17 protein-coding genes are annotated in these 19,510 nt (G+C 53.6%); 7 read left to right on the top strand and 10 right to left on the bottom strand.

Annotated elements, in window-relative coordinates; genetic code table 11:
- Positions 1 to 12 precede the first annotated feature (12 nt).
- The 8 genes from CUN67_RS06215 to mntR all read right to left on the bottom strand — a co-directional run bounded on the left by CUN67_RS06215 (position 13) and on the right by mntR (position 10,328).
- Positions 13 to 1,605, bottom strand: coding sequence for an ABC-F family ATPase (locus CUN67_RS06215; RefSeq protein WP_208714455.1), 1,593 nt, complete (start codon positions 1,603 to 1,605; stop codon positions 13 to 15).
- Positions 1,606 to 1,791: 186 nt separating this feature from the next.
- Complete coding sequence (locus tag CUN67_RS06210) at positions 1,792 to 2,193, bottom strand: H-NS family histone-like protein (protein ID WP_208714454.1); 402 nt, start codon at positions 2,191 to 2,193, stop codon at positions 1,792 to 1,794.
- A 393-nt stretch (positions 2,194 to 2,586) separates the two neighbouring features.
- Positions 2,587 to 4,068, bottom strand: a complete 1,482-nt coding sequence (locus CUN67_RS06205; protein WP_208714453.1) for a sugar porter family MFS transporter — start codon at positions 4,066 to 4,068, stop codon at positions 2,587 to 2,589.
- A 253-nt stretch (positions 4,069 to 4,321) separates the two neighbouring features.
- Complete coding sequence (locus tag CUN67_RS06200) at positions 4,322 to 5,845, bottom strand: efflux transporter outer membrane subunit (RefSeq protein WP_208714452.1); 1,524 nt, start codon at positions 5,843 to 5,845, stop codon at positions 4,322 to 4,324.
- Position 5,846: 1 nt separating this feature from the next.
- Entirely contained in the window at positions 5,847 to 7,415 is a 1,569-nt protein-coding gene (locus CUN67_RS06195) for a DHA2 family efflux MFS transporter permease subunit (RefSeq protein ID WP_208714451.1), read from the bottom strand.
- On the bottom strand, positions 7,412 to 8,551 hold the full coding sequence (locus CUN67_RS06190) for an HlyD family secretion protein (protein ID WP_208714450.1): 1,140 nt from the start codon (positions 8,549 to 8,551) through the stop codon (positions 7,412 to 7,414). Before CUN67_RS06190 ends, CUN67_RS06195 begins: the two co-directional genes overlap by 4 nt.
- A gap of 184 nt (positions 8,552 to 8,735) precedes the next feature.
- Positions 8,736 to 9,845 (bottom strand): SLC13 family permease, encoded by a 1,110-nt coding sequence (locus tag CUN67_RS06185; protein ID WP_208714449.1) that lies wholly within the window; start codon positions 9,843 to 9,845, stop codon positions 8,736 to 8,738.
- A gap of 24 nt (positions 9,846 to 9,869) precedes the next feature.
- Entirely contained in the window at positions 9,870 to 10,328 is a 459-nt protein-coding gene (mntR, locus tag CUN67_RS06180; RefSeq protein WP_208714448.1) for a manganese-binding transcriptional regulator MntR, read from the bottom strand.
- Between the two features lie 265 nt (positions 10,329 to 10,593).
- Here mntR and CUN67_RS06175 point away from each other — a divergent pair, with 265 nt between their 5' ends.
- Positions 10,594 to 10,788: a hypothetical protein gene (locus CUN67_RS06175; RefSeq protein ID WP_208714447.1), complete on the top strand. Its 195-nt coding sequence runs from the start codon at positions 10,594 to 10,596 to the stop codon at positions 10,786 to 10,788.
- Positions 10,789 to 10,903: 115 nt separating this feature from the next.
- Here the strand turns inward: CUN67_RS06175 and ompX are convergent, their stop codons facing one another.
- Positions 10,904 to 11,413, bottom strand: coding sequence for an outer membrane protein OmpX (gene ompX, locus CUN67_RS06170; protein WP_208714446.1), 510 nt, complete (start codon positions 11,411 to 11,413; stop codon positions 10,904 to 10,906).
- A gap of 378 nt (positions 11,414 to 11,791) precedes the next feature.
- On the opposite strand from ompX, the gene rhtA reads away from it, so the two are divergent.
- From rhtA to ybiO, 6 genes are all read left to right on the top strand, one after another.
- Entirely contained in the window at positions 11,792 to 12,700 is a 909-nt protein-coding gene (rhtA, locus tag CUN67_RS06165; protein WP_208714445.1) for a threonine/homoserine exporter RhtA, read from the top strand.
- Between the two features lie 317 nt (positions 12,701 to 13,017).
- The gene (dps, locus tag CUN67_RS06160) at positions 13,018 to 13,521 is read left to right on the top strand and encodes a DNA starvation/stationary phase protection protein Dps (protein ID WP_208717083.1); all 504 of its coding nucleotides are present in this window, start codon (positions 13,018 to 13,020) and stop codon (positions 13,519 to 13,521) included.
- Positions 13,522 to 13,844: 323 nt separating this feature from the next.
- Positions 13,845 to 14,591 carry a glutamine ABC transporter substrate-binding protein GlnH gene (gene glnH, locus CUN67_RS06155; protein ID WP_084873635.1) on the top strand — a complete coding sequence of 249 codons (747 nt, stop codon included), beginning with the start codon at positions 13,845 to 13,847 and terminating at the stop codon, positions 14,589 to 14,591.
- 84 nt (positions 14,592 to 14,675) lie between these two features.
- Complete coding sequence (glnP, locus tag CUN67_RS06150; RefSeq protein WP_208714444.1) at positions 14,676 to 15,335, top strand: glutamine ABC transporter permease GlnP; 660 nt, start codon at positions 14,676 to 14,678, stop codon at positions 15,333 to 15,335.
- On the top strand, positions 15,332 to 16,054 hold the full coding sequence (gene glnQ, locus CUN67_RS06145; RefSeq protein WP_208714443.1) for a glutamine ABC transporter ATP-binding protein GlnQ: 723 nt from the start codon (positions 15,332 to 15,334) through the stop codon (positions 16,052 to 16,054). Before glnP ends, glnQ begins: the two co-directional genes overlap by 4 nt.
- Before the next feature lie 130 nt (positions 16,055 to 16,184).
- Positions 16,185 to 18,455 (top strand): mechanosensitive channel protein, encoded by a 2,271-nt coding sequence (ybiO, locus tag CUN67_RS06140; protein WP_208714442.1) that lies wholly within the window; start codon positions 16,185 to 16,187, stop codon positions 18,453 to 18,455.
- A gap of 2 nt (positions 18,456 to 18,457) precedes the next feature.
- On the opposite strand, the gene rlmF is transcribed toward ybiO, so the two are convergent.
- The gene (gene rlmF, locus CUN67_RS06135) at positions 18,458 to 19,381 is read right to left on the bottom strand and encodes a 23S rRNA (adenine(1618)-N(6))-methyltransferase RlmF (protein ID WP_208714441.1); all 924 of its coding nucleotides are present in this window, start codon (positions 19,379 to 19,381) and stop codon (positions 18,458 to 18,460) included.
- Between the last annotated feature and the right edge of the window lie 129 nt (positions 19,382 to 19,510).

The following is a 19,510-nucleotide window of genomic DNA, read 5'->3' as shown; positions in this document are numbered from 1 at the left end:
TTACGGTTTTAATTAAACGATACCCTGGCTACGCAGATAATCTTCGTAGTTGCCGGTGAAGTCCACCACGCGATCGCCTTTAAATTCCAGCACGCGGGTCGCCAGCGAGCTAACAAACTCACGGTCATGCGACACAAAAATCAGCGTGCCTTCATACATCTCCAGCGCCATATTGAGCGATTCGATAGATTCCATATCGAGGTGGTTGGTCGGTTCGTCCATGATCAGGATGTTCGGCTTCTGCATCATCAGCTTACCAAACAGCATGCGCCCCTTCTCACCACCGGAAAGGACTTTGGCTGGCTTTTTGATATCGTCGTGGCCGAACAACAGGCGACCCAGAATGCTGCGCACCGCCTGTTCATCGTCACCTTCCTGTTTCCACTGGCTCATCCAGTCAAACACCGTCATGTCATCGGCAAAATCGGCGGCGTGATCCTGTGCATAATAACCAATGCGCGCATTTTCCGACCACTTCACCGTACCGCTTTCCGGCGTCAGTTCGCCCACCAGGGTTTTCAACAAGGTGGTTTTACCAATACCGTTGGCACCCAGCACCGCCATCTTCTCGCCCACTTCTAACAGCAGGTTGAGATTTTTAAATAACGGACCGTTATCAAAACCTTTGGTGAGGGCCTCCACTTCCAGCGCATTACGGAACAGCTTCTTATCCTGGTCGAAACGGATATAAGGGTTCTGACGGCTGGAGGCTTTCACCTCATCCAGTTTGATTTTATCAATCTGTTTCGCGCGTGAAGTTGCCTGACGTGATTTTGAGGCGTTAGCGCTAAAACGGCTGACAAAAGATTGCAGATCGGCAATTTGCGCTTTCTTTTTCGCGTTATCCGATAATAAACGTTCACGCGCCTGGGTTGCCGCGGTCATATATTCGTCATAGTTACCCGGATAAACACGCAGCTCACCGTAATCCAGATCCGCCATATGGGTGCAAACCATATTCAGAAAATGACGGTCATGCGAAATGATGATCATGGTACTGTTGCGTTCGTTCAGTACCTGCTCCAGCCAGCGAATCGTATCAATATCCAGGTTGTTGGTCGGTTCATCGAGCAACAGAATATCCGGGTTAGCAAACAGTGCCTGCGCCAGCAACACACGTAATTTCCAGCCGGGAGCAATTTCACTCATCGGCCCGTAATGCTGCTCCACCGGAATACCTACACCCAGTAATAATTCCCCTGCGCGGGATTCGGAACTGTAGCCATCCATTTCACCGTATAGCACTTCGAGGTCGGCCACTTTATAGCCCTCCTCTTCGCTCATTTCCGGCAGGGCATATATCCGGTCACGCTCCTCCTTCACGTTCCATAATTCCTGGTGACCCATAATCACCGTATCGAGCACGCTATATTGCTCGAACGCAAACTGGTCCTGACGTAACTTACCGATACGTTCGTTAGGGTCGAGGGAAACATTTCCCGCCGTTGGCACCAGGTCGCCGCCCAGTATTTTCATGAAGGTCGATTTACCGCTGCCGTTCGCACCGATTAAACCGTAACGATTACCGCCGCCAAACTTAACGGAGATATTCTCAAACAGCGGCTTACTGCCGAACTGCATGGTGATATTGCTGGAAACTAACACGGCATTGACCTTTGTTACGCAGTGGAGGAAAAAACAGCGGGCATTATGCCAGAAGCAGGCACCAGGATGCCACCACTGCGCCTGCCAGCTTGTGCGGTTGGCCGGTAGCGTATTGTTGCTACGACAGAAATAAAAAAGCCGAAGGTGAGTATCACCCCCGGCTCCCGTCTACAAGGATTGTGCAGATTATTTGATCAGGAAACTGTCGAGGCTTTTGCCAGCGTCCAGCGCCTTTTTAATCGCTGCCGGAGTACGACCCTGACCCGTCCAGGATTTCTCTTCACCGTTCTCATCAGTGTAAGAATATTTTGCCGGACGCGGTGCACGCTTAGCGCGTTTTTTACCGGTATCCAGTGCGCCCAGTAATTCGTTCGGGTCGATGCCATCAGCCAACAGCATTTCGCGGTATTTAGACAGTTTTTCTTCTTTTTCGCGATTCTGTAATTCTTCAGCTTCAACTTCGTCACGACGCTCAGTGACTACCACGGTTAATTTTTCCAGAATTTCTTCCAGATCGGTCAGCGGCAGTTCACGCGCCTGCGCACGTAATGTACGAATGTTGTTCAGAACTTTAAATGCGTCACTCATCACAATGTCCTTGCTTAAGGGGTTTAAATAAACTGTAGCGGCAAGACTACCCAATTCAAATAAAAAAACAAATTAATTTTACATCGCGGATAATTCTTAAGTGATGACAATATTGATCCCGCGGTTGATTAAATCGGTTAAACCGCTTTTATTAAGCCTGAATTAAGCCCATAACCTGTACCACCCGAAGGAACTTGCATCGATTTTAAGTCGGCATTCAGGCTGACGCAGAAGTGAACATAATGGTAAACAAAGATTAATAACCTGACAAAAACATGTTTTCACTAGCCGATTTTATTTATGTGATGGCAAAGCTAAGTCACTTTTTCACAAACAATGCCATAAAAAAAGCCGGTATTTCACCGGCCTGTGACGACAACTTCACGAAATTGCTCAGGAGCTTTTCTTCATCGCTTCCGTGAGCCGGGGTTGCGGTTCTTCATCCGACAGCCAGTCGTGTAAATAATGTTCAATCTGTTCCAGCGAGCGGTTACGCGTTTCCGGGACACAGCGAATAACAAAAATGGCTCCACCGATGCCAATGGCAGCAAAAATAAAGAACGCGCCGGATAAACCGACAGTAGCCAGCAAAATCGGGAACATCAGCGAGATAAGGAAATTGGCGATCCACATAGCAAAAACGGCACCACCCATAAAAATACCCCGCAAACGGGTAGGGAAAATTTCAGACAACAACAACCAGGTGACGGGTGACAATGCCCCCTGCTGAAAGCTCAGAAACATTAACATGCCCAGCAGTACCATATAACTGCGCAAGGCATCTGGCTGGCCATTAATCGTTTCCGGCATCAGGTAACTTACCGCGCCAATAAACACCAGACAGGCGGTACAACCAAACTGACCAATCATCGTCATAGTACGACGCCCGATGCGCCCCAACAGCCAGATACCGACAAACGTCATCAGCACCGAAATCACCCCGTTGGCGATGGTGGCAAACAGCGCGGCGTTATCGCTCATCCCGACGGCCTTCAGCATGGTGGGGGCGTAGTACATAATGGTATTGACGCCGGTTAGCTGCTGAATGACCGCAATCCCCAGACCAATCAGGAACAATTTTATCAGCCAGGGTTTACGCAAATCGCGCAGACGCGGGCGCTGCGTGTGTTGTTCCTCAGTAAGGGTTTCTTCGATTTCCGTCAGTTCCCACTCCACGTCCTGCGGTGCGCGCGTGCGCTCCAACACCTTACGCGCCTCAGCCAGACGCCCCTTCATCGCATACCAGCGCGGTGAATCGGGCATAAACAGCATACCAAACCACAGCAGCACGGCAGGCAAGGTTGCCACCGCCAGCATCCAGCGCCAGGTGGTATCTCCTCCCCACACCGCATTGAAACCGGCATTGGAGATATACGCCAGCATCTGACCCGAGACGATCATCAGCTCCTGTAACGTCACCAGTTGACCGCGCTTGTTCGCCGGGGCAATTTCAGCGATGTACACAGGTACCGTGGCCGATGCGCCTCCCACAGCCACGCCCAGCACCAGGCGGAAGAAAATCATCCAGTCGACATCGGGTGCCATTGCGGTGCCGATCGCGCCAAGAGCAAAAATGACGGCCAGCACCAGAATAATTTTTCTCCGCCCGGCGGCGGCGGCAAAGTGTCCGGCAGCCAGTGCACCAAAGGCAGCACCAAACAGCAGGCTGCTGGTCACCAGACCGGTAGTGAACGGGGTGAGATGCAGGTCATCTCCCATAAACAGCAATGCGCCAGAAATAACGCCAGTGTCGTAGCCAAATAGCAAGCCACCCAGGGTGGCAATCAATGCAATCACTTTGACAAAAGGTTCAGTGCGCGCTGAGCTATTCGGCCCCGATGCTTTGTTGGGGGTGAGGTAAGTTTCCCGGGACATAGTGACTCCTTGACGGATATGAGATTCCGTAAAAATAGATTATTTACACCGTAAGGAATAATAATGAAATTTAAATTTTGCGCAGCATGTCATAAACAATGCATTAACACGCGACTCAGATCACAGTTCAACCAAAAATGACTGGCAAAATTGCCAAAGCCACCTGATTTAAATTTTACATTACAGTTGAAATGAAAATTTTTGTTTCATCAGACAGGAAACCGCAGGCTCACACCTGCGGTCCCGGAGAGGATTAGTTCACCGTGCTCGCCGGACCAAACACCGAATAGTCCGGCAGATTGACGTTCTGATAAGGTTCCCAGCCGCCGCCAAGGGCTTTATATAACGCCACCAAATCCAGGGCTGTTTGCATCCGCGCTTGTGTTAATTGCGCCTGCGCCTGCGCCAGCTGACGTTGCGCATCCAGCACGTCAAGGAAGGTCGAAATGCCCTGGCGATAGCTGTCGGTGGCAAGGTCAAAAGCATGTTGCAACGCATCAGTGGTTTCAAGCAGCGCAGTGACCTGTTGCTGATCGGCGCGGTAGCTGACCAGCGCATTTTCCACGTCCTGCAATGCGGTCAGCACCGTCTGGCGATACGCCAGCGCAGCATTGGCCTGTTCTGCACGCGCCAGTTTCACGTTGGCGACCAGCTGCCCACCCTGGAAGATCGGTATCGATAGCGAGGGGCCGATGCTATAAAAGTGGCTGCTCCAGTTATCCAGATAGCTGGCATCGGTGTTGCGCACCCCGAGTTGTCCGGTGAGAGACAGGCTGGGGAACAGCTCCGCCACCGAGACACCAATATTGGCGGTTTGCGCGTGCAGTGTGGCCTCGGCCTGGCGGATATCCGGGCGACGACGCGCCAGGGTGGAAGGAATGCCGACCGATACCAGTTTGGGCAACACCGGCAGCGGCTTATTGTTCGCCAGTTCGTTATCCAGCGAACCAGGCGTTTTGCCCAGTAACACCGCCAGACCATTCATCGCCTGATGTTCCTGCGCCTGATACTGCGGCAGCTGCGCATTGAGCGAAGCCAGCTGCGCGCGGGCATTCTCCACATCGGTGAGTGGAGCCATCCCATTACGCTGCTGGCTTTGCGTCAGCTCGGATGTTTGCTGCGCAATGTCGATTTGCTGTTGCAGCGTTTGCAGCACCGCCTGCGCACCGCGCAGTTGCAGATAAGCCCGCGCCACTTCCGCCTGTAGCGACACCAGCGCATCATTGCGTTGTTCAATCGCAGCCTGCTGCTCCGCATTGGCCATTTCCATCTGCCGCCGCACTTTGCCCCACAGATCCAGTTCCCAGCTGGCATCGAAACTGCCCTGATATAAATTTACCGAGTGTGTCAGGCCATTGAGCTGATCGGCCACATCGCTGTCCACCTGATCGTAGACCCCGTTCGATTCCAGCAGACCTTTCAACCCAAGCTGCTGACGTGTCACCTTAGCGGAACCGCTTAATGTGGGAAATAAACCACCGCGCGCCTGCGCCAGCTGTTCACGAGCGCCAGCGATGCGCAGCACCGCCTGTTGCAGCGTCAGGTTATCGGCGATGGCACGCGTAATCAGGCTATCGAGTTGCGGGTCATTAAAGGTTTTCCACCACAGCGGATTGGTGGCGGCTGACAGCGGTTTTGAACCTTCCTGCGACGCTAAATCGTGGTAACTGCCCGGCGTTTGCGCATGGGGTGGCTGGTAATCGGGACCCACCGCACATCCGGCCAGCAGCAGCGCCAACCCGGTGAGTGACGGCGCAAAGCGCAACGGCTTGTTCATTTTAATGTGCTCCTGCACTGCCTTCGCTCTTGATCGGCGAAAGCAACCAACAAAAAGGAATCAACAGCAACGCCACGATACTCAGCCCCATAAACACGTCGATATAAGCCAGAATGCGCGACTGGGCAATCATCTCCTGATAAAGCTGACCACTGGCGAGTGTCAACGGATCGCCCACCGCAGTGGTGTAATCACGGATGGCCTGCGCCCAGTGCTGCAACGTCAGGTTAAACGGCTCATTCAGCGGCGTCATGTTATGCACCATATTGGCCGACTGCGTCTGCATACGTTCGGTGATCGCTGCGGTCGAGAGTGAAATACCAATCGACCCGGCCACGTTACGGAACATGGTAAACAACGCCGCCGCATCGGCATTCAGGCGCTGCGGTATGGTGACAAAAGCAATGGTGGTGAGCGGCACAAACAGGAAGCCGAGGCCGATCGACTGGGCGCTACGCATCAGCACCAGCGTGGTGAAGTCCACATTCGGCGTCAGCCGGGTGGAATAGAGAAACGCCAGCGTCAGACAGGTGAAGCCAAAGGCGATGATGTAACGCGTCTGCACGATTGGCATCAGCTTCAGTACCAGCGGGATGGTGAGCACAATCAGCACCGCCCCGGGCGACAGCACCAACCCGGACCAGGTGGCGGTATACCCCAGATCCTGCTGCGCCAGCTGTGGCAACACCACCGAACTGCCGTACAGAATCATCGCCATGCCCGCCATCAGCAGCCCGGCAACCCAGAAGTTGCGATCCTTCATCACCGTGAGATCCACCACCGGCTTACGCACGTACAACAGCCAGTACACCGCCCCGACAATGCCGACCACCGCCAGCCCGGCAAACAAACGAATAAAGTGGGAAGCGAACCAGTCTTCATCTTCGCCACGATCCAGCATCACCTGCAAACAGCCCAGCCCGATGGTGATCAACCCGATGCCGATATAATCGATCTTCAGGCGGCCTTTGCTCCACTTACTTTCCCACGGCGGATCTTCCAGCAGCTGGTAAATGGCCAGCACCGTGAGAATCCCCACCGGAATATTGATAAAGAACACCCAGCGCCAGCTGTAGTTGTCGGTGATCCAGCCACCGAGCGTCGGACCAATCACCGGAGCCACGATGATCGCAATGGAGGAGAGGCCAAATGCCTTGCCGCGATCTTCCGGTTTGAAATAGTCGAGCAACACCGATTGCTGTGTCGGTTGCAAGCCCCCGCCGAAGAAGCCCTGTAGCACACGGAACAATATGATTTGCCACAGTTCGGTGGCAATGCCGCACAGGAATGAACAGACGGTGAACATCACGATACAGATCATGAAGAACTGCTTGCGGCCAAACAGGCGGGTAAAGAAGGCCGAGATCGGCAGTACGATACCGTTTGCCACCAGGTAAGAAGTCAGCACCCAGGTGGACTCGTCATAACTTGAGGAGAGCGATCCCGCGATATGCGGCAAAGCGACGTTAACAATGGTGGTGTCGAGGATCTCCATAAACACCGCCAGCGTAACCATGATTGCGACCAGCCAGGGATTGCTGGCGGGTTTCCAGCTCTGGCTTGCACTCATTCCACTGTCACCTTAGGTTCAACTGACAAGCCAAGCGGCATCGGGTGATTGGCATCAAGGCCTTTATCGATGACGATTTTCACCGGGACGCGCTGGACAATTTTGACGTAATTCCCCGTCGCGTTCTCAGCCGGGAAGGTGGAGAAACGTGAACCGGTGCCCATCTGAATGCTATCTACATGCCCTTCCAGCTTCAGGCTCGGCCAGGCATCGACACTGATCGCCACTTTATCGCCCGGATTCATCCGTTCCAGCTGCGACTCTTTAAAGTTGGCGGTAATCCAGATATCCGGTGACACCAGCGAGAACAACGCCGTCCCTGCCTGCACCAGCGAACCAATATGCACGTTACGTTTGGTGACGAAACCGTCATAAGGCGCACGCACCTGGGTATAGGAAAGATTCAGTTCGGCGGTATTCAACTGCGCCTGGGCCTGCTCCACCTGTTGCTGACGCGCTTCGACGTTGGTTTCCTGTGCACGAATCTGCAAGGCCACCTGCGACGCCACTTCCACTTGCGCTTTCGCGCTCAGCAGTTGGGCTTCGGCAGAACGTAATTGCACCGTGGCGGTATCGATATTGCGCTGCGAGGTCGCGCGCGGATCAACGCCGCGCTGACGACGGTAATCGGCCTGCGCATTCAGCAAATTCGCCTGCGCTTTGGCCTGATCGGCTAACGCCTGATCACGTTGCGCCGGATACTGCACGCGGGACAGCGCCAGCTGCGCCTGTGCCTGATGCAGTTGCGCCTGCGCCAGTCCAAGTTGCGCCTGCGCCTGATCGCGTTGCGCAATGTTATCCCTCGGGTCAATTTCCACCAGCAAATCCCCTTGCTTCACCCGCTGGTTATCCCGTACCAGCAGTTTCACCACATAACCGGCGGCTTTTGGCGCGATCGTGACCGCATTACCTTCCGTAAATGCGTCATCGGTGGTTTCAATGTTGCGGTTGCTAAACCAGAACCAGAAAATCACCAGCAGCATGATCACCGCGACAATCGCAAGGATAATCAGGGGCTTTTTGCCGGGTCGTTTACGTTCCGGCTCATTGTTATCTGATGGTTGGGAGTTAGCTTCTGCTGCCTGATGCGGATCCTGCGCGTTGCGCGCTGCCGGCTGATTTTCGTTATCACTCATAAGTTGTCATCTTAATCCTGGCCCCGATCCCCGGGCGTAAACGGTCAACTTAACCTTAGATAAGAAATTGACAAATTCCAGTATTTCTTTACAAAACGGCGAAAGCGCGCATTTTCGGCAAAAATGCGCGATAACATACTGAATATGCGACGGCTCACCGCGCTATGAGGAGAGAATTCGCTGGTTAGCGCAGCCACTGCAGCAATAGCCAGCCGCTCAGCATCGACCACGCCAGCATCGGCAATGAAAACAGATGGAAGCGCCACCAGACGCGGCGATCCTGCGCCATACGCAGCGCAATCAGATTCGCCAGCGAACCGGGCAACAGACCAAAGCCACCGATATTGACCGCCCAGGCCAGCACTTCAGTGGGTGGCACTTTTTGCAACAGCAGAATGGTTGAGGGGACATTGCTGATGATTTGCGACAGACCAATCGCCAGCAGGTATAACCCGCCATCACCCAGCTGACCAATGGCGGCGAAATGCGGTTGTAACCACGGCAGATGCATCAACAAAAAGACGTCGATAAACATGGCGACAAATACCAGCAGCAGACTCCAGTCAATGCTGACCAGCACCTGACGTGCCAGCAACAGAAAACATCCTGCCACCAGCAGCAATGCCCAACCGGTGAGCTTAAGTTCCAGCGCCACCACAAACAGCAGATACAACACCACGCTGAGAATAAACAGCGGCTTTTGCCACTGATGCGCCTCAGTCTGGGCATGCTTCTGGATAGTACGCGCGGAAAAACTCCACCATGTCAGTGCCATCAGCGTCAGCATCAGCCAGGCCGCAAGCGGCAGCATCTGCAGAATAAACCCCGATACGCTCAGCGTACCGTGGCTCCACAGCAAAATATTTTGCGGATTGCCCACCGGAGTCAACAGCGATCCGGCATTCACCGCCAGTGCTTCGAAGATGATCAGACGCGAAATCGGCAGGCGGGAGAACTTACGTAAAGTCAGCGTCAGCGGCACCAGAATAAACAGCGCGACATCATTGGTGAGAAAGGTCGAGAGCAGCGCGGCAGCACACACCATAAACAGCGCCAGCGCACGCTCATGGGAGAAGCGCTGAATCAGGCGCGCACCCAGCACATCAAAATAACCGCTGTTTTCCAGGCCTTTGGTCAGCATCAATAACCCGGTGAGCGTCATGATGGTATGCCAGTCAACGGCACCGGGTAACTGCTGCCAGCGGAAATCCGCCAGTGGCAGCAACATCACACCCAGTAACAACAGCAAATGCAAAATGCGATCACGCATTAAAGAGCGAAGCACGATGGGCATGATGGCGGAAGGCCTTAAAAAAAGTTAGCGACTTTCATAGAATTTCTGGAAAACGGCGAGGGTTTCATCACTGACATGATGTTCAATACCTTCCGAATCACGACGCGCCGTTTCCGGGCTGATACCCAGCGCCAACAGGAAAGTTTCCACAATGTGATGACGCGCACGGCTCTCTTCTGCCAGTTTTTCGCCTTCACGCGTCAGGAAAACACCACGATACGGCACCTGCTCCACCAGGCCAGCACTGCCGAGACGTTTCAGCATTTTCGCCACCGTAGGTTGCGAGACGCCAAGACGGGCGGCCATATCAACCTGGCGAGCTTCGCCAAATTCACGAATTAAATCAGAGATTAACTCAACGTAGTCATCAATTAATTCACGACGATGCGCTTCGCGCACCTGACGAAATCCTTCGACATGCTCCTCAATATCTTTAAGCGGTCCCTGTTGCGGGGTGATGGCGCTCTTGGCACGACGACTCATTCAGCTTCCTCTTTATTATTTGCCGTACCAGAACTGCGGTACGGGCTGGCTGCGCTCATTGTAAACCAGGCACAAATAAGCACAAAATTTTCCTAAATAGCATTGGCTAAAGGGTATAGCCGATGCTATATTCGATGATAATGTAAGCAGCAATGCTCACAAAGGAGGCAAAAAATGCATGAACCTTATTTGCTGTTGCTCCTTTTCCTGCTGTTCATCGCGGGGCTGTGCTTACTGTTACGTCGTCAATAATCGGGAGGTGAACATGACCACCATGAAAAGCTGCCTCGACTGTGGCAAATGCTTCCAGGCGGAAAAAAGCGCATCAGCTTTCGAGCTGAAGTCACTGCTGTGCCTGTTGAGCCGCTCACCGTTTGCGCTGCGTCTGATGCTGATCGAAAAGCTCACCGGCAAAAAAATTGCCGAACGCCCCTGCCCGAACCTGATCTGGCGCGGTTAAGCGCCCTCATTGACATACATTCTGAAGCGGCGCGATTTATCGCGCTGTTTTTTTATGCATAAAAAAACGGCCCCTTGGGGCCGTTTTCGTTTGCAACTCTGGTCTAAGCAAAAACTTAGAAGCTGTAACCTACGCCAGCAATCCAGGTGCCCACGTCGACGCTGCGGATGCGGCTCTGCTCGTAGCCCACGTCCAGTGCAACGTTCTGAATCGGGTTGAACTGCATACCGGCACCGTAAGAGAAACCTACGTCGCTGGTGTCAGATTTCTGACGGTCAACACCGTTAGACTGGAATTTGCCGTAACCGATACCGACAACACCGTAGATGCTCGCCCAGTCGTTCAGACGGTAAGCAGGACCACCGGTGATACCGTAGTACTGGCCTTTATTGTACACGCCAGCGTCAGTACGATCTTTCTCGGTGTAGGTGAAAGAACCGATCCAACCCAGCGGGTTAGTACCATCTTCGTAACGGTATTTCAGGTTGAAGCCGTTAGCTTTGTTGGCAACACCCTGCATATCGCTCTGAGCGTAACCACCGGTAACGGTGCTCTGAGCCATGGCAGAACCTGCGGATACTGCCAGTACACAAGCCAGTGCTGAAAGACATGCAATTTTTTTCATAACCACCTCAAATGTGATAAAACTTCTCTCCTGACAACGCTGAAAATATAACAAAAAATAGCGCGAAACTCTGCCGCTATTTTGTTGTCTAACAGATTGTTTGGTGTAACAGAAAGTTAATGAAGTTTCCTATGTCATTCATTTTTCTTATAAAAAGCGTCATCTTTTTGCAATGAATTTTCTATCCATCAGTTACACCTTTAAGTAAATTCCTAAACTAATCTGACATTTCTTTACTTAACCGGCCCTGGAATCGGCTATTTTCTCATCAGCCGTTTCGCTTATTTTTACCTGATGTGCGCCTCCTTATTTGCCCTCAATTCCTTTACACTGCTGGCTGTTACTTTGATGTTAATAACAACAGGAATTGATTCCAGGATGTCCGCACCTCTGACGACCCAAAAACTGACGCCGGTGTTTTTCCCCATCGCCGTGTTGCTGATTGCCATGCTTTCGCTGCAAGGCGGTGCATCACTGGCTAAATCGCTGTTTCCCACCGTTGGTGCGCCGGGTATCACCGCGCTGCGTCTCGGGCTTGGCACCCTAATCCTCTGCGCCATCTTTAAACCCTGGCGTTTACGCTTCACGCGTGAGCAGCGCATGCCATTGCTGATGTATGGCCTGGCGCTCGGTTGTATGAATTATCTTTTTTATCTCTCGATCCGCACCGTGCCACTTGGCGTGGCGGTTGGCCTGGAATTTACCGGCCCGCTGACGCTGGCACTGCTCGGCTCACGTCGCCCGCTGGATTTCCTCTGGGTGCTGCTGGCGGTAACCGGCCTGTGGTTTCTGCTGCCGATTGGCACCGGGATAAGCCATATTGATCCGCTCGGTGCCTTGCTGGCGGTAGGTGCCGGTGCCTGCTGGGCTGTTTATATTCTGGCAGGACAACGCGCCGGGGCTGAGCATGGTCCGGCCACGGTGGCGATGGGTTCGCTGATCGCTTCCATCATCTTTGTCCCGCTCGGATTGACCTTTGCCCATAGCGGCATCTGGCATTGGGAAATTTTACCGCTGGCGCTGGTGATTGCCCTGCTTTCCAGCGCCATTCCCTATTCGCTGGAGATGATGGCGTTAACACGCCTCCCCGCCCGCATTTTTGGTACGCTGATGAGTCTGGAACCGGCCATGGCGGCGTTATCCGGCATGTTGTTCCTCGGCGAATTGCTGACGCTAAAACAGTGGGTTGCTCTGCTGGCGATCATTGTCGCGTCTGCCGGTTCCACCCTGACCATGAAACAAAAAGCGGCACAAATTAATAAAATCGATTTAAATCCGCCACAGTAATCCACGCTATATTCAGCTGGCCGATGGGTCAGCTGAATATATAAAACGTTCTCATTATCAATTTTAATTGTTGCTTCGACCATTCTGTTATTATTTTGCAACATTGATGAATGAAAATTAACAGTCATATTTTATCTTACTGATAATATTAAATTTCCCGGCCCCCTCTCTCCATCGGCATTTAATCCGTTGCCGATGATCAATTTGTGTTTACCTATTCCTGATATTGACTGAATCAATCCTGCATGGCAGAAAAGTGCTGCTATACTTATTCCCGTACTTGATTAGGACAACCCATCAACGAGAGGACTTTAATGATGAGTACCGCAAAACTGGTTAAAACAAAATCTTCCGATCTGATTTACACCCGCAACGACGTGGCTGATAGTGAGAAGAAAGCCACCATTGAGGTTCTCAACCGTCTGGTCGTGGAGTTTATTGACCTGTCGCTGATCACCAAACAGGCGCACTGGAACATGCGCGGAGCGAACTTTATTGCGGTGCATGAAATGCTGGATGGCTTCCGTACCGCGATTACTGATCATCAGGACACTATTGCTGAACGTGTGGTACAGCTGGGTGGCGTGGCCCTGGGCACCTCTCAGGTCGTCAATGACAAGACACCGCTGAAAAGCTACCCGCTCAACATTCACAGCGTGCAGGATCACCTAAAAGCGCTGGCCGATCGTTATGCCATCGTTGCTAATGACGTGCGTAAGGCGATCAGCGAAGTGAGTGACGAAGACAGCGCGGATATTTTCACCGCTGCGTCGCGTGATCTCGATAAGTTCCTGTGGTTTATCGAATCCAATATTGAATAATCAGCAAATTCCTAACAAGGCGGGTTTTCCCGCCTTTTTTTATGCCTGTGTAACATCCTGGTGCTTTTTTTGACACCGTTAACAATTTCTTCATCCCTGCTTTCCCTGCCCTGCGCTCTGGTGCAAACTGAGATCTGCACCACAACAGCACCGCGCACTATTTTGGTGCTTCATATTGGTGCAAATTCTTCTATACAAGCAAAATCGTGTCAGCAATGCTTTGCAACCTGCTGATTTCGCGACAAATGAAAAGTTGGCATAGTTTTTTCATATGATTAGCCGCAAATCAGGCCAGCTGGTCTGGAAGGTAATAAGGAAAAATGATGAAGTCACTGATTAAAGTCTCCGTGGCAGCCCTGGCGCTGGCCTTCTCCCTTTCATCCACCGCAGCAGACAAAAAACTGGTTGTCGCCACTGACACCGCTTTCGTTCCGTTCGAATTTAAGCAGGGCGACCAGTACGTCGGCTTTGATATCGATCTGTGGGCAGCTATCGCTAAAGAGCTGAAACTGGATTACACCCTGAAGCCAATGGATTTCAGCGGCATCATCCCGGCACTGCAAACCCGTAACGTGGATCTGGCGCTGGCCGGTATCACCATTACTGACGAGCGTAAGAAAGCGATTGAATTCTCAGACGGCTACTACAAGAGTGGTCTGCTGGTGATGGTGCGTGAAAACGAAAACAACATCAAAAGTATCGATGATCTGAACGGCAAAGTCGTGGCAGTGAAAAGCGGTACCGGTTCTGTTGATTACGCGAAAGCGCATATCAAATCAAAAGATCTGCGTCAGTTCCCGAACATCGACAACGCCTACATGGAGTTAGGCACCAACCGTGCTGACGCTGTGCTGCACGATACGCCGAACATCCTGTACTTCATCCACACTGCGGGCAAAGGCCGCTTCAAAGCGGTTGGCGAATCTATCGAAGCTCAGCAGTACGGCATCGCTTTCCCGAAAGGCAGCGACGACCTGCGTGAAAAAGTGAACGGCGCGCTGAAAACCCTGCGTGAAAACGGCACTTACAACACCATCTATAAAAAATGGTTCGGCAGCGAACCTAAATAATTCGCATTTTGTTCTACTTTTATCTTTGAAGCAGGGCTGATTCCGCCCTGCTTTTTCCATCGCAACAGATTCTGGAGTTCCACCATGGAGTTTGACTGGAGCGTCATTTGGCCTGCCATTCCGATTTTGCTGGAAGGCGCCAAAATGACCCTGATTATTTCGGTCCTCGGCCTGGTCGGCGGTTTGATTATCGGCCTGGTTGCCGGTTTCGCCCGCGCTTACGGCGGCTGGATCGCTAACAACATCGCACTGGTTTTCATTGAATTAATTCGTGGCACGCCGATTGTGGTGCAGGTGATGTTTATCTACTTCGCCCTGCCGATGGCTTTCCCGGATTTACGTATTGATCCGTTCACTGCCGCGGTGGTGACCATCATGATCAACTCGGGTGCCTATATCGCGGAAATTACCCGTGGTGCGGTGCTGTCGATCAACAAAGGCTTCCGTGAAGCTGGTCTGGCGCTGGGTCTGTCGCGCCGCGAAACGCTGCGCTATGTGATCATGCCGCTGGCGCTGCGCCGTATGCTGCCGCCGCTGGGTAACCAGTGGATTGTCAGCATCAAAGACACTTCGTTGTTTATCGTCATTGGCGTGGCCGAACTGACGCGTCAGGGCCAGGAGATCATTGCCGGTAACTTCCGCGCACTGGAGATCTGGAGCGCCGTTGCCGTTATCTATCTGATTATTACGCTGGTGTTGAGCTTTGTGCTGCGCCGTATTGAGAAAAGGGTGAAAATCCTGTGATTGAATTTAAAAACGTCTCTAAAAACTTCGGCCAGACGCAGGTACTGCACGACATCAACCTGAAGATTAATCAGGGTGAAGTGGTGGTGATTATCGGCCCTTCGGGTTCCGGTAAATCGACGCTGCTGCGTTGCATTAACAAGCTGGAAGAGATCACCACCGGTGATCTGATCGTTGACGGCATGAAGGTTAATGACCCGAAAGTCGACGAACGCCTGATTCGTCAGGAAGCCGGTATGGTGTTCCAGCAGTTCCACCTGTTCCCGCAAATGAGCGCCCTGGATAACGTGGCCTTTGGTCCCATCCGCGTGCGCGGTGCGAAGAAAGAAGACGCGCAAAAACTGGCGCGTGAACTGCTGGGCAAAGTCGGTCTTGCTGAACGTGCACATCACTTCCCGTCTGAACTGTCCGGGGGCCAGCAGCAGCGCGTCGCCATTGCCCGTGCGCTGGCGGTGAAGCCGAAAATGATGCTGTTTGATGAGCCAACTTCAGCACTCGACCCGGAACTGCGTCATGAAGTGCTGAAAGTGATGCAGGATCTGGCCGAAGAAGGCATGACCATGGTGATCGTGACGCACGAAGTCGGCTTCGCCCAGAAAGTGGCATCGCGCCTGATCTTCATCGACAAAGGCACCATCGCCCAAGATGGTGACCCGGACGCGTTGATCACCAACCCGCCGAGCGATCGTCTGCGCGAGTTTTTACAACACGTTTCTTAAATCCCAGGTCGGCATTAATGCCGACCCTACACCGTAGGGTGCGCATTCATGCGCACCTGGACCCTTTCAGACTCTTCTCCCTCCCTCGCTGTCTATACTTTTCCCTTGTGCTAAGCCCAAGGAGAAAGCCATGTCGTTTGCCAGCCCACTATGGCATCGTGCCATTCGCTGGAGCCTGTGTGTTATTTTCCTGTTGCTGATCCCGGCTTCCCAGGCCGTCACCCTGCCACAGGCCGCCGTTGCCGCTCAACAATCACCGCCGCCAGCCACGACCACCGACAAAGCCCCCACCCTGGAAGAGAAAAAAGCTGCTTATGCGGCGCTGGCTAACATTCTGGAAAATAACGACTCGCGTCAGGAGCTGATTGATCAGCTGCGCCAGGCCTCCACCAGCACCGCCACCAACCAGGAACCGGTGCTGGCCCCGCCGCAGGCAGACGCGCAAGACCCCACGGTGCTGGAGAGTGTCACCAGCGTCACCCGCGAATACGGCGGTGCCGTCGCATCGCAGTTTGTCCGGCTGCACGACAGCATTGCTAACGCGCCACACAAGGCATTCAACCAGCAAACCTTCCTCAACGCCCTGAAACACTTTGCCGGTCTGGCCGCTGCGGTGTTTGCCTTTTACTGGCTGGCACGCCGCCTGATGGGGCCGATCTGGCAACGCATGGGACGCTGGGGCCGCAACCACAATCTGGAACGCAGCAAATGGCTGCATCTGCCCGCCACCATTGTGCTGGCCTTTATCATGGATTTACTGCTGCTGGCGTTGACGCTGTTTCTCGGCCAGATCATCAGTGACAATTACCACGGCGATAATCGCACCATCGCCTATCAGCAGGGCCTGTTCCTGAACGCTTTTGCGCTAATTGAGTTTTTCAAAGCGGTGCTGCGCCTGATTTTTTGCCCGCGCTTCCCTGCCCTGCGGTTTTTTCATTTGTCCGATGCACGCGCCAGCTACTGGAACACCCGCCTGAGCTGGCTGAGCGGCACCATTGGCTACGGCTTGCTGGTGGTGGTACCGATTGTGTCCAATCAGGTGAATATGCAGGTCGCCGCGCTGGTTAACGTGCTGGTGATGGGCATCATGACGGTGTGGGCGCTGTGGCTGATTTTTCGTAACAAGCGCAATATCCATGAAGAATTATCACGCCTGGCTGACCGCAGCCTGAGCTTCTTCGCGCTGTTTATCCGCGCCTTTGGCATGGTATGGCACTGGCTGGCGAGCGCTTATTTTATCGCACTGTTCCTGTTCTCCATTTTCAATCCCGGCGACAGTCTGAAGTTTATGATGTCCGCCACGGTACGCAGCCTGGCGATCATCGGTATCGCCGCGCTGATTTCCGGCATGCTGACGCGCTGGATCGGCAAAACGCTGACCCTGTCACCGGATATGCGGCGTAACTATCCTGAACTGCAAAAACGCGTGAACGATTGGGTGAAGGCGCTGCTGAAACTGGCGCGCGTGATCACCGTGTTTGCCACGCTACTGATGCTGCTCAATGCATGGAACCTGTTTGACCTCTGGCACTGGCTGACATTTGGTGCCGGACAGAAGATGGTCGATGTGATGATCCGCATCGTGATGATCGTGCTGCTATCCGCCATTGGCTGGACGCTGCTCGCCAGCCTGATTGAAAGCCGCCTGGCATCCGATTCTCATGGCCGCCCGATGCCCAGCGCCCGTACCCGCACGCTGCTGACGCTGTTCCGCAATGCGCTGGCGGTGGTGATCAGCACCATCACCATCATGATTTTACTGTCCGAAGTGGGCGTGAATATCGCCCCGCTGCTGGCCGGAGCCGGGGCGCTGGGGCTGGCGGTGTCGTTTGGTTCGCAAACGCTGGTCAAAGACATCATCACCGGCATCTTTATCCAGTTTGAGAACGGTATGAATACCGGCGATCTGGTGACCATTGGCAGCATCACCGGCACGGTGGAACGGATGTCGATTCGATCAGTCGGGGTGCGTCAGGATACCGGTGCGCTGAATATTATTCCGTGGTCATCCATCACCACCTTCGCCAACTTTGTGCGCGGTATCGGCTCGTTTGTTGCCAACTATGATGTCGATCGCAGCGAAGACACGGCGAGAGTAAACGCCACCTTGCAGGCGGCAGTGCAGGAGCTGCTGGAAAATCCGGAAATTCGCGGCATGGTGATTGGCGAGCCGAGCTTTGCCGGGCTGGTCGGGCTGACCAGCCAATCCTTTACCGTCCGTGTCTCCTTCACCACCCAGCCCCTGAAGCAGTGGTCGGTGAGGTTTGCACTGGACGACAAAGTGAAAAAACATTTTGAAGCGGCGGGGATTAAAGCGCCGCATCAGACGGTGGAGGTGATGCAAACCGGCAGCGACGTGGCATCCGCCGCCAGCTTCCCGGCTCTGCCACCGACGCCGTAAGTTTAGCGTTTCAGCCGCTGGGCGCGTGAGGCTGGCGGCAGGAAGGTCCAGGCCAGGAAACGACTCTGTTTCTGGCCCTGCGCCATCTCGATGATACGGACCTCATACGCATCGGCATCACGCAGCTGGTCGCGCAACGCAGGCAGGTTTTCCTTGCGCGAAACCAGCGAGGTGAACCACACAATATGGTCGGCAAAAGCCACGCTTTCCTCGATCATCCGACCAATAAACCGACGTTCGCCGCCATCGCACCACAGTTCGTTATGCTGACCACCGAAGTTAAGCGGCGTATTTTTCTTTAAACCGAGGTTGCGCACTTTACGCTGGCTGCCCGCTGCCGCCTCTTCTGCCGACGCATGGAACGGCGGATTGCACAGCACCGCCTGGTAGCGTTCATTCTTGTGCACCACACCGGCGAAAATTGCCTCGGCCTGCTTCTGCCGACGCAGACGAATGCCGCGCTGCAAGCCCGGATTACTGGCGACGATATGGTTAGCCGCCGTGATCGCTTCCGCCGTGATCTCGGTGCCGGTAAAGCGCCAGCCGTATTCCGCGTGACCAATCAGCGGATAGATGCAGTTGGCACCGCAGCCAATATCCATCACATCCACATCGCGTGGGATCACGCCGCCATTATCGGTGGCCAGCAAATCCGCCAGCGCATGGATATAATCCGCTCGCCCCGGCACCGGCGGCGTCAGATAGCCTTCCGGCAGTTGCCAGTTCAGGTTGTAGAACAGCTTCAGCAGCGCCTGATTGAGCAACATCACCGCCTGCGGATCGGCGAAATCCACCGAAAGCTCGCCATAACCGTTTGGGCGCACTTTGGCCGCCAGCGGCGGATGCGCTGCGGTAAGGGCAGCAAAATCATAACGGCCCTGATGCCGATTGCGTGGATGAAAGGGGTTGGCGGCTGGCTTGTTCATAGAATCTCCGATAAATAACGCGGCGTAAGATACCCCGTACCAGACAAAAAAGAAAATCTCTGCTGATTTTGCGTTACGCTGTCAAATTCTGTAGCGGCGCAATTTATTGCGCGATAAATCGCGCCGCTA

This window comes from Pantoea cypripedii (assembly GCF_011395035.1).
Taxonomy (GTDB): domain Bacteria; phylum Pseudomonadota; class Gammaproteobacteria; order Enterobacterales; family Enterobacteriaceae; genus Pantoea; species Pantoea cypripedii_A.
Note: the sequence above shows the minus strand (reverse complement) of the source record. Positions and strands in the feature narration are given on the sequence as shown.

Excerpts from the sequence above, each read along its gene's own strand:
- CUN67_RS06210 (WP_208714454.1), bottom strand. The coding sequence starts at position 2,193 with ATGAGTGACGCATTTAAAGTTCTGAACAACATTCGTACATTACGTGCG.
- CUN67_RS06205 (WP_208714453.1), bottom strand. The coding sequence starts at position 4,068 with ATGTCCCGGGAAACTTACCTCACCCCCAACAAAGCATCGGGGCCGAAT.
- CUN67_RS06200 (WP_208714452.1), bottom strand. The coding sequence starts at position 5,845 with ATGAACAAGCCGTTGCGCTTTGCGCCGTCACTCACCGGGTTGGCGCTG.
- CUN67_RS06195 (WP_208714451.1), bottom strand. The coding sequence starts at position 7,415 with ATGAGTGCAAGCCAGAGCTGGAAACCCGCCAGCAATCCCTGGCTGGTC.
- CUN67_RS06190 (WP_208714450.1), bottom strand. The coding sequence starts at position 8,551 with ATGAGTGATAACGAAAATCAGCCGGCAGCGCGCAACGCGCAGGATCCG.
- CUN67_RS06185 (WP_208714449.1), bottom strand. The coding sequence starts at position 9,845 with ATGCCCATCGTGCTTCGCTCTTTAATGCGTGATCGCATTTTGCATTTG.
- mntR (WP_208714448.1), bottom strand. The coding sequence starts at position 10,328 with ATGAGTCGTCGTGCCAAGAGCGCCATCACCCCGCAACAGGGACCGCTT.
- CUN67_RS06175 (WP_208714447.1), top strand. The coding sequence starts at position 10,594 with ATGACCACCATGAAAAGCTGCCTCGACTGTGGCAAATGCTTCCAGGCG.
- ompX (WP_208714446.1), bottom strand. The coding sequence starts at position 11,413 with ATGAAAAAAATTGCATGTCTTTCAGCACTGGCTTGTGTACTGGCAGTA.
- rhtA (WP_208714445.1), top strand. The coding sequence starts at position 11,792 with ATGTCCGCACCTCTGACGACCCAAAAACTGACGCCGGTGTTTTTCCCC.
- dps (WP_208717083.1), top strand. The coding sequence starts at position 13,018 with ATGAGTACCGCAAAACTGGTTAAAACAAAATCTTCCGATCTGATTTAC.
- glnH (WP_084873635.1), top strand. The coding sequence starts at position 13,845 with ATGAAGTCACTGATTAAAGTCTCCGTGGCAGCCCTGGCGCTGGCCTTC.
- glnP (WP_208714444.1), top strand. The coding sequence starts at position 14,676 with ATGGAGTTTGACTGGAGCGTCATTTGGCCTGCCATTCCGATTTTGCTG.
- ybiO (WP_208714442.1), top strand. The coding sequence starts at position 16,185 with ATGTCGTTTGCCAGCCCACTATGGCATCGTGCCATTCGCTGGAGCCTG.
- rlmF (WP_208714441.1), bottom strand. The coding sequence starts at position 19,381 with ATGAACAAGCCAGCCGCCAACCCCTTTCATCCACGCAATCGGCATCAG.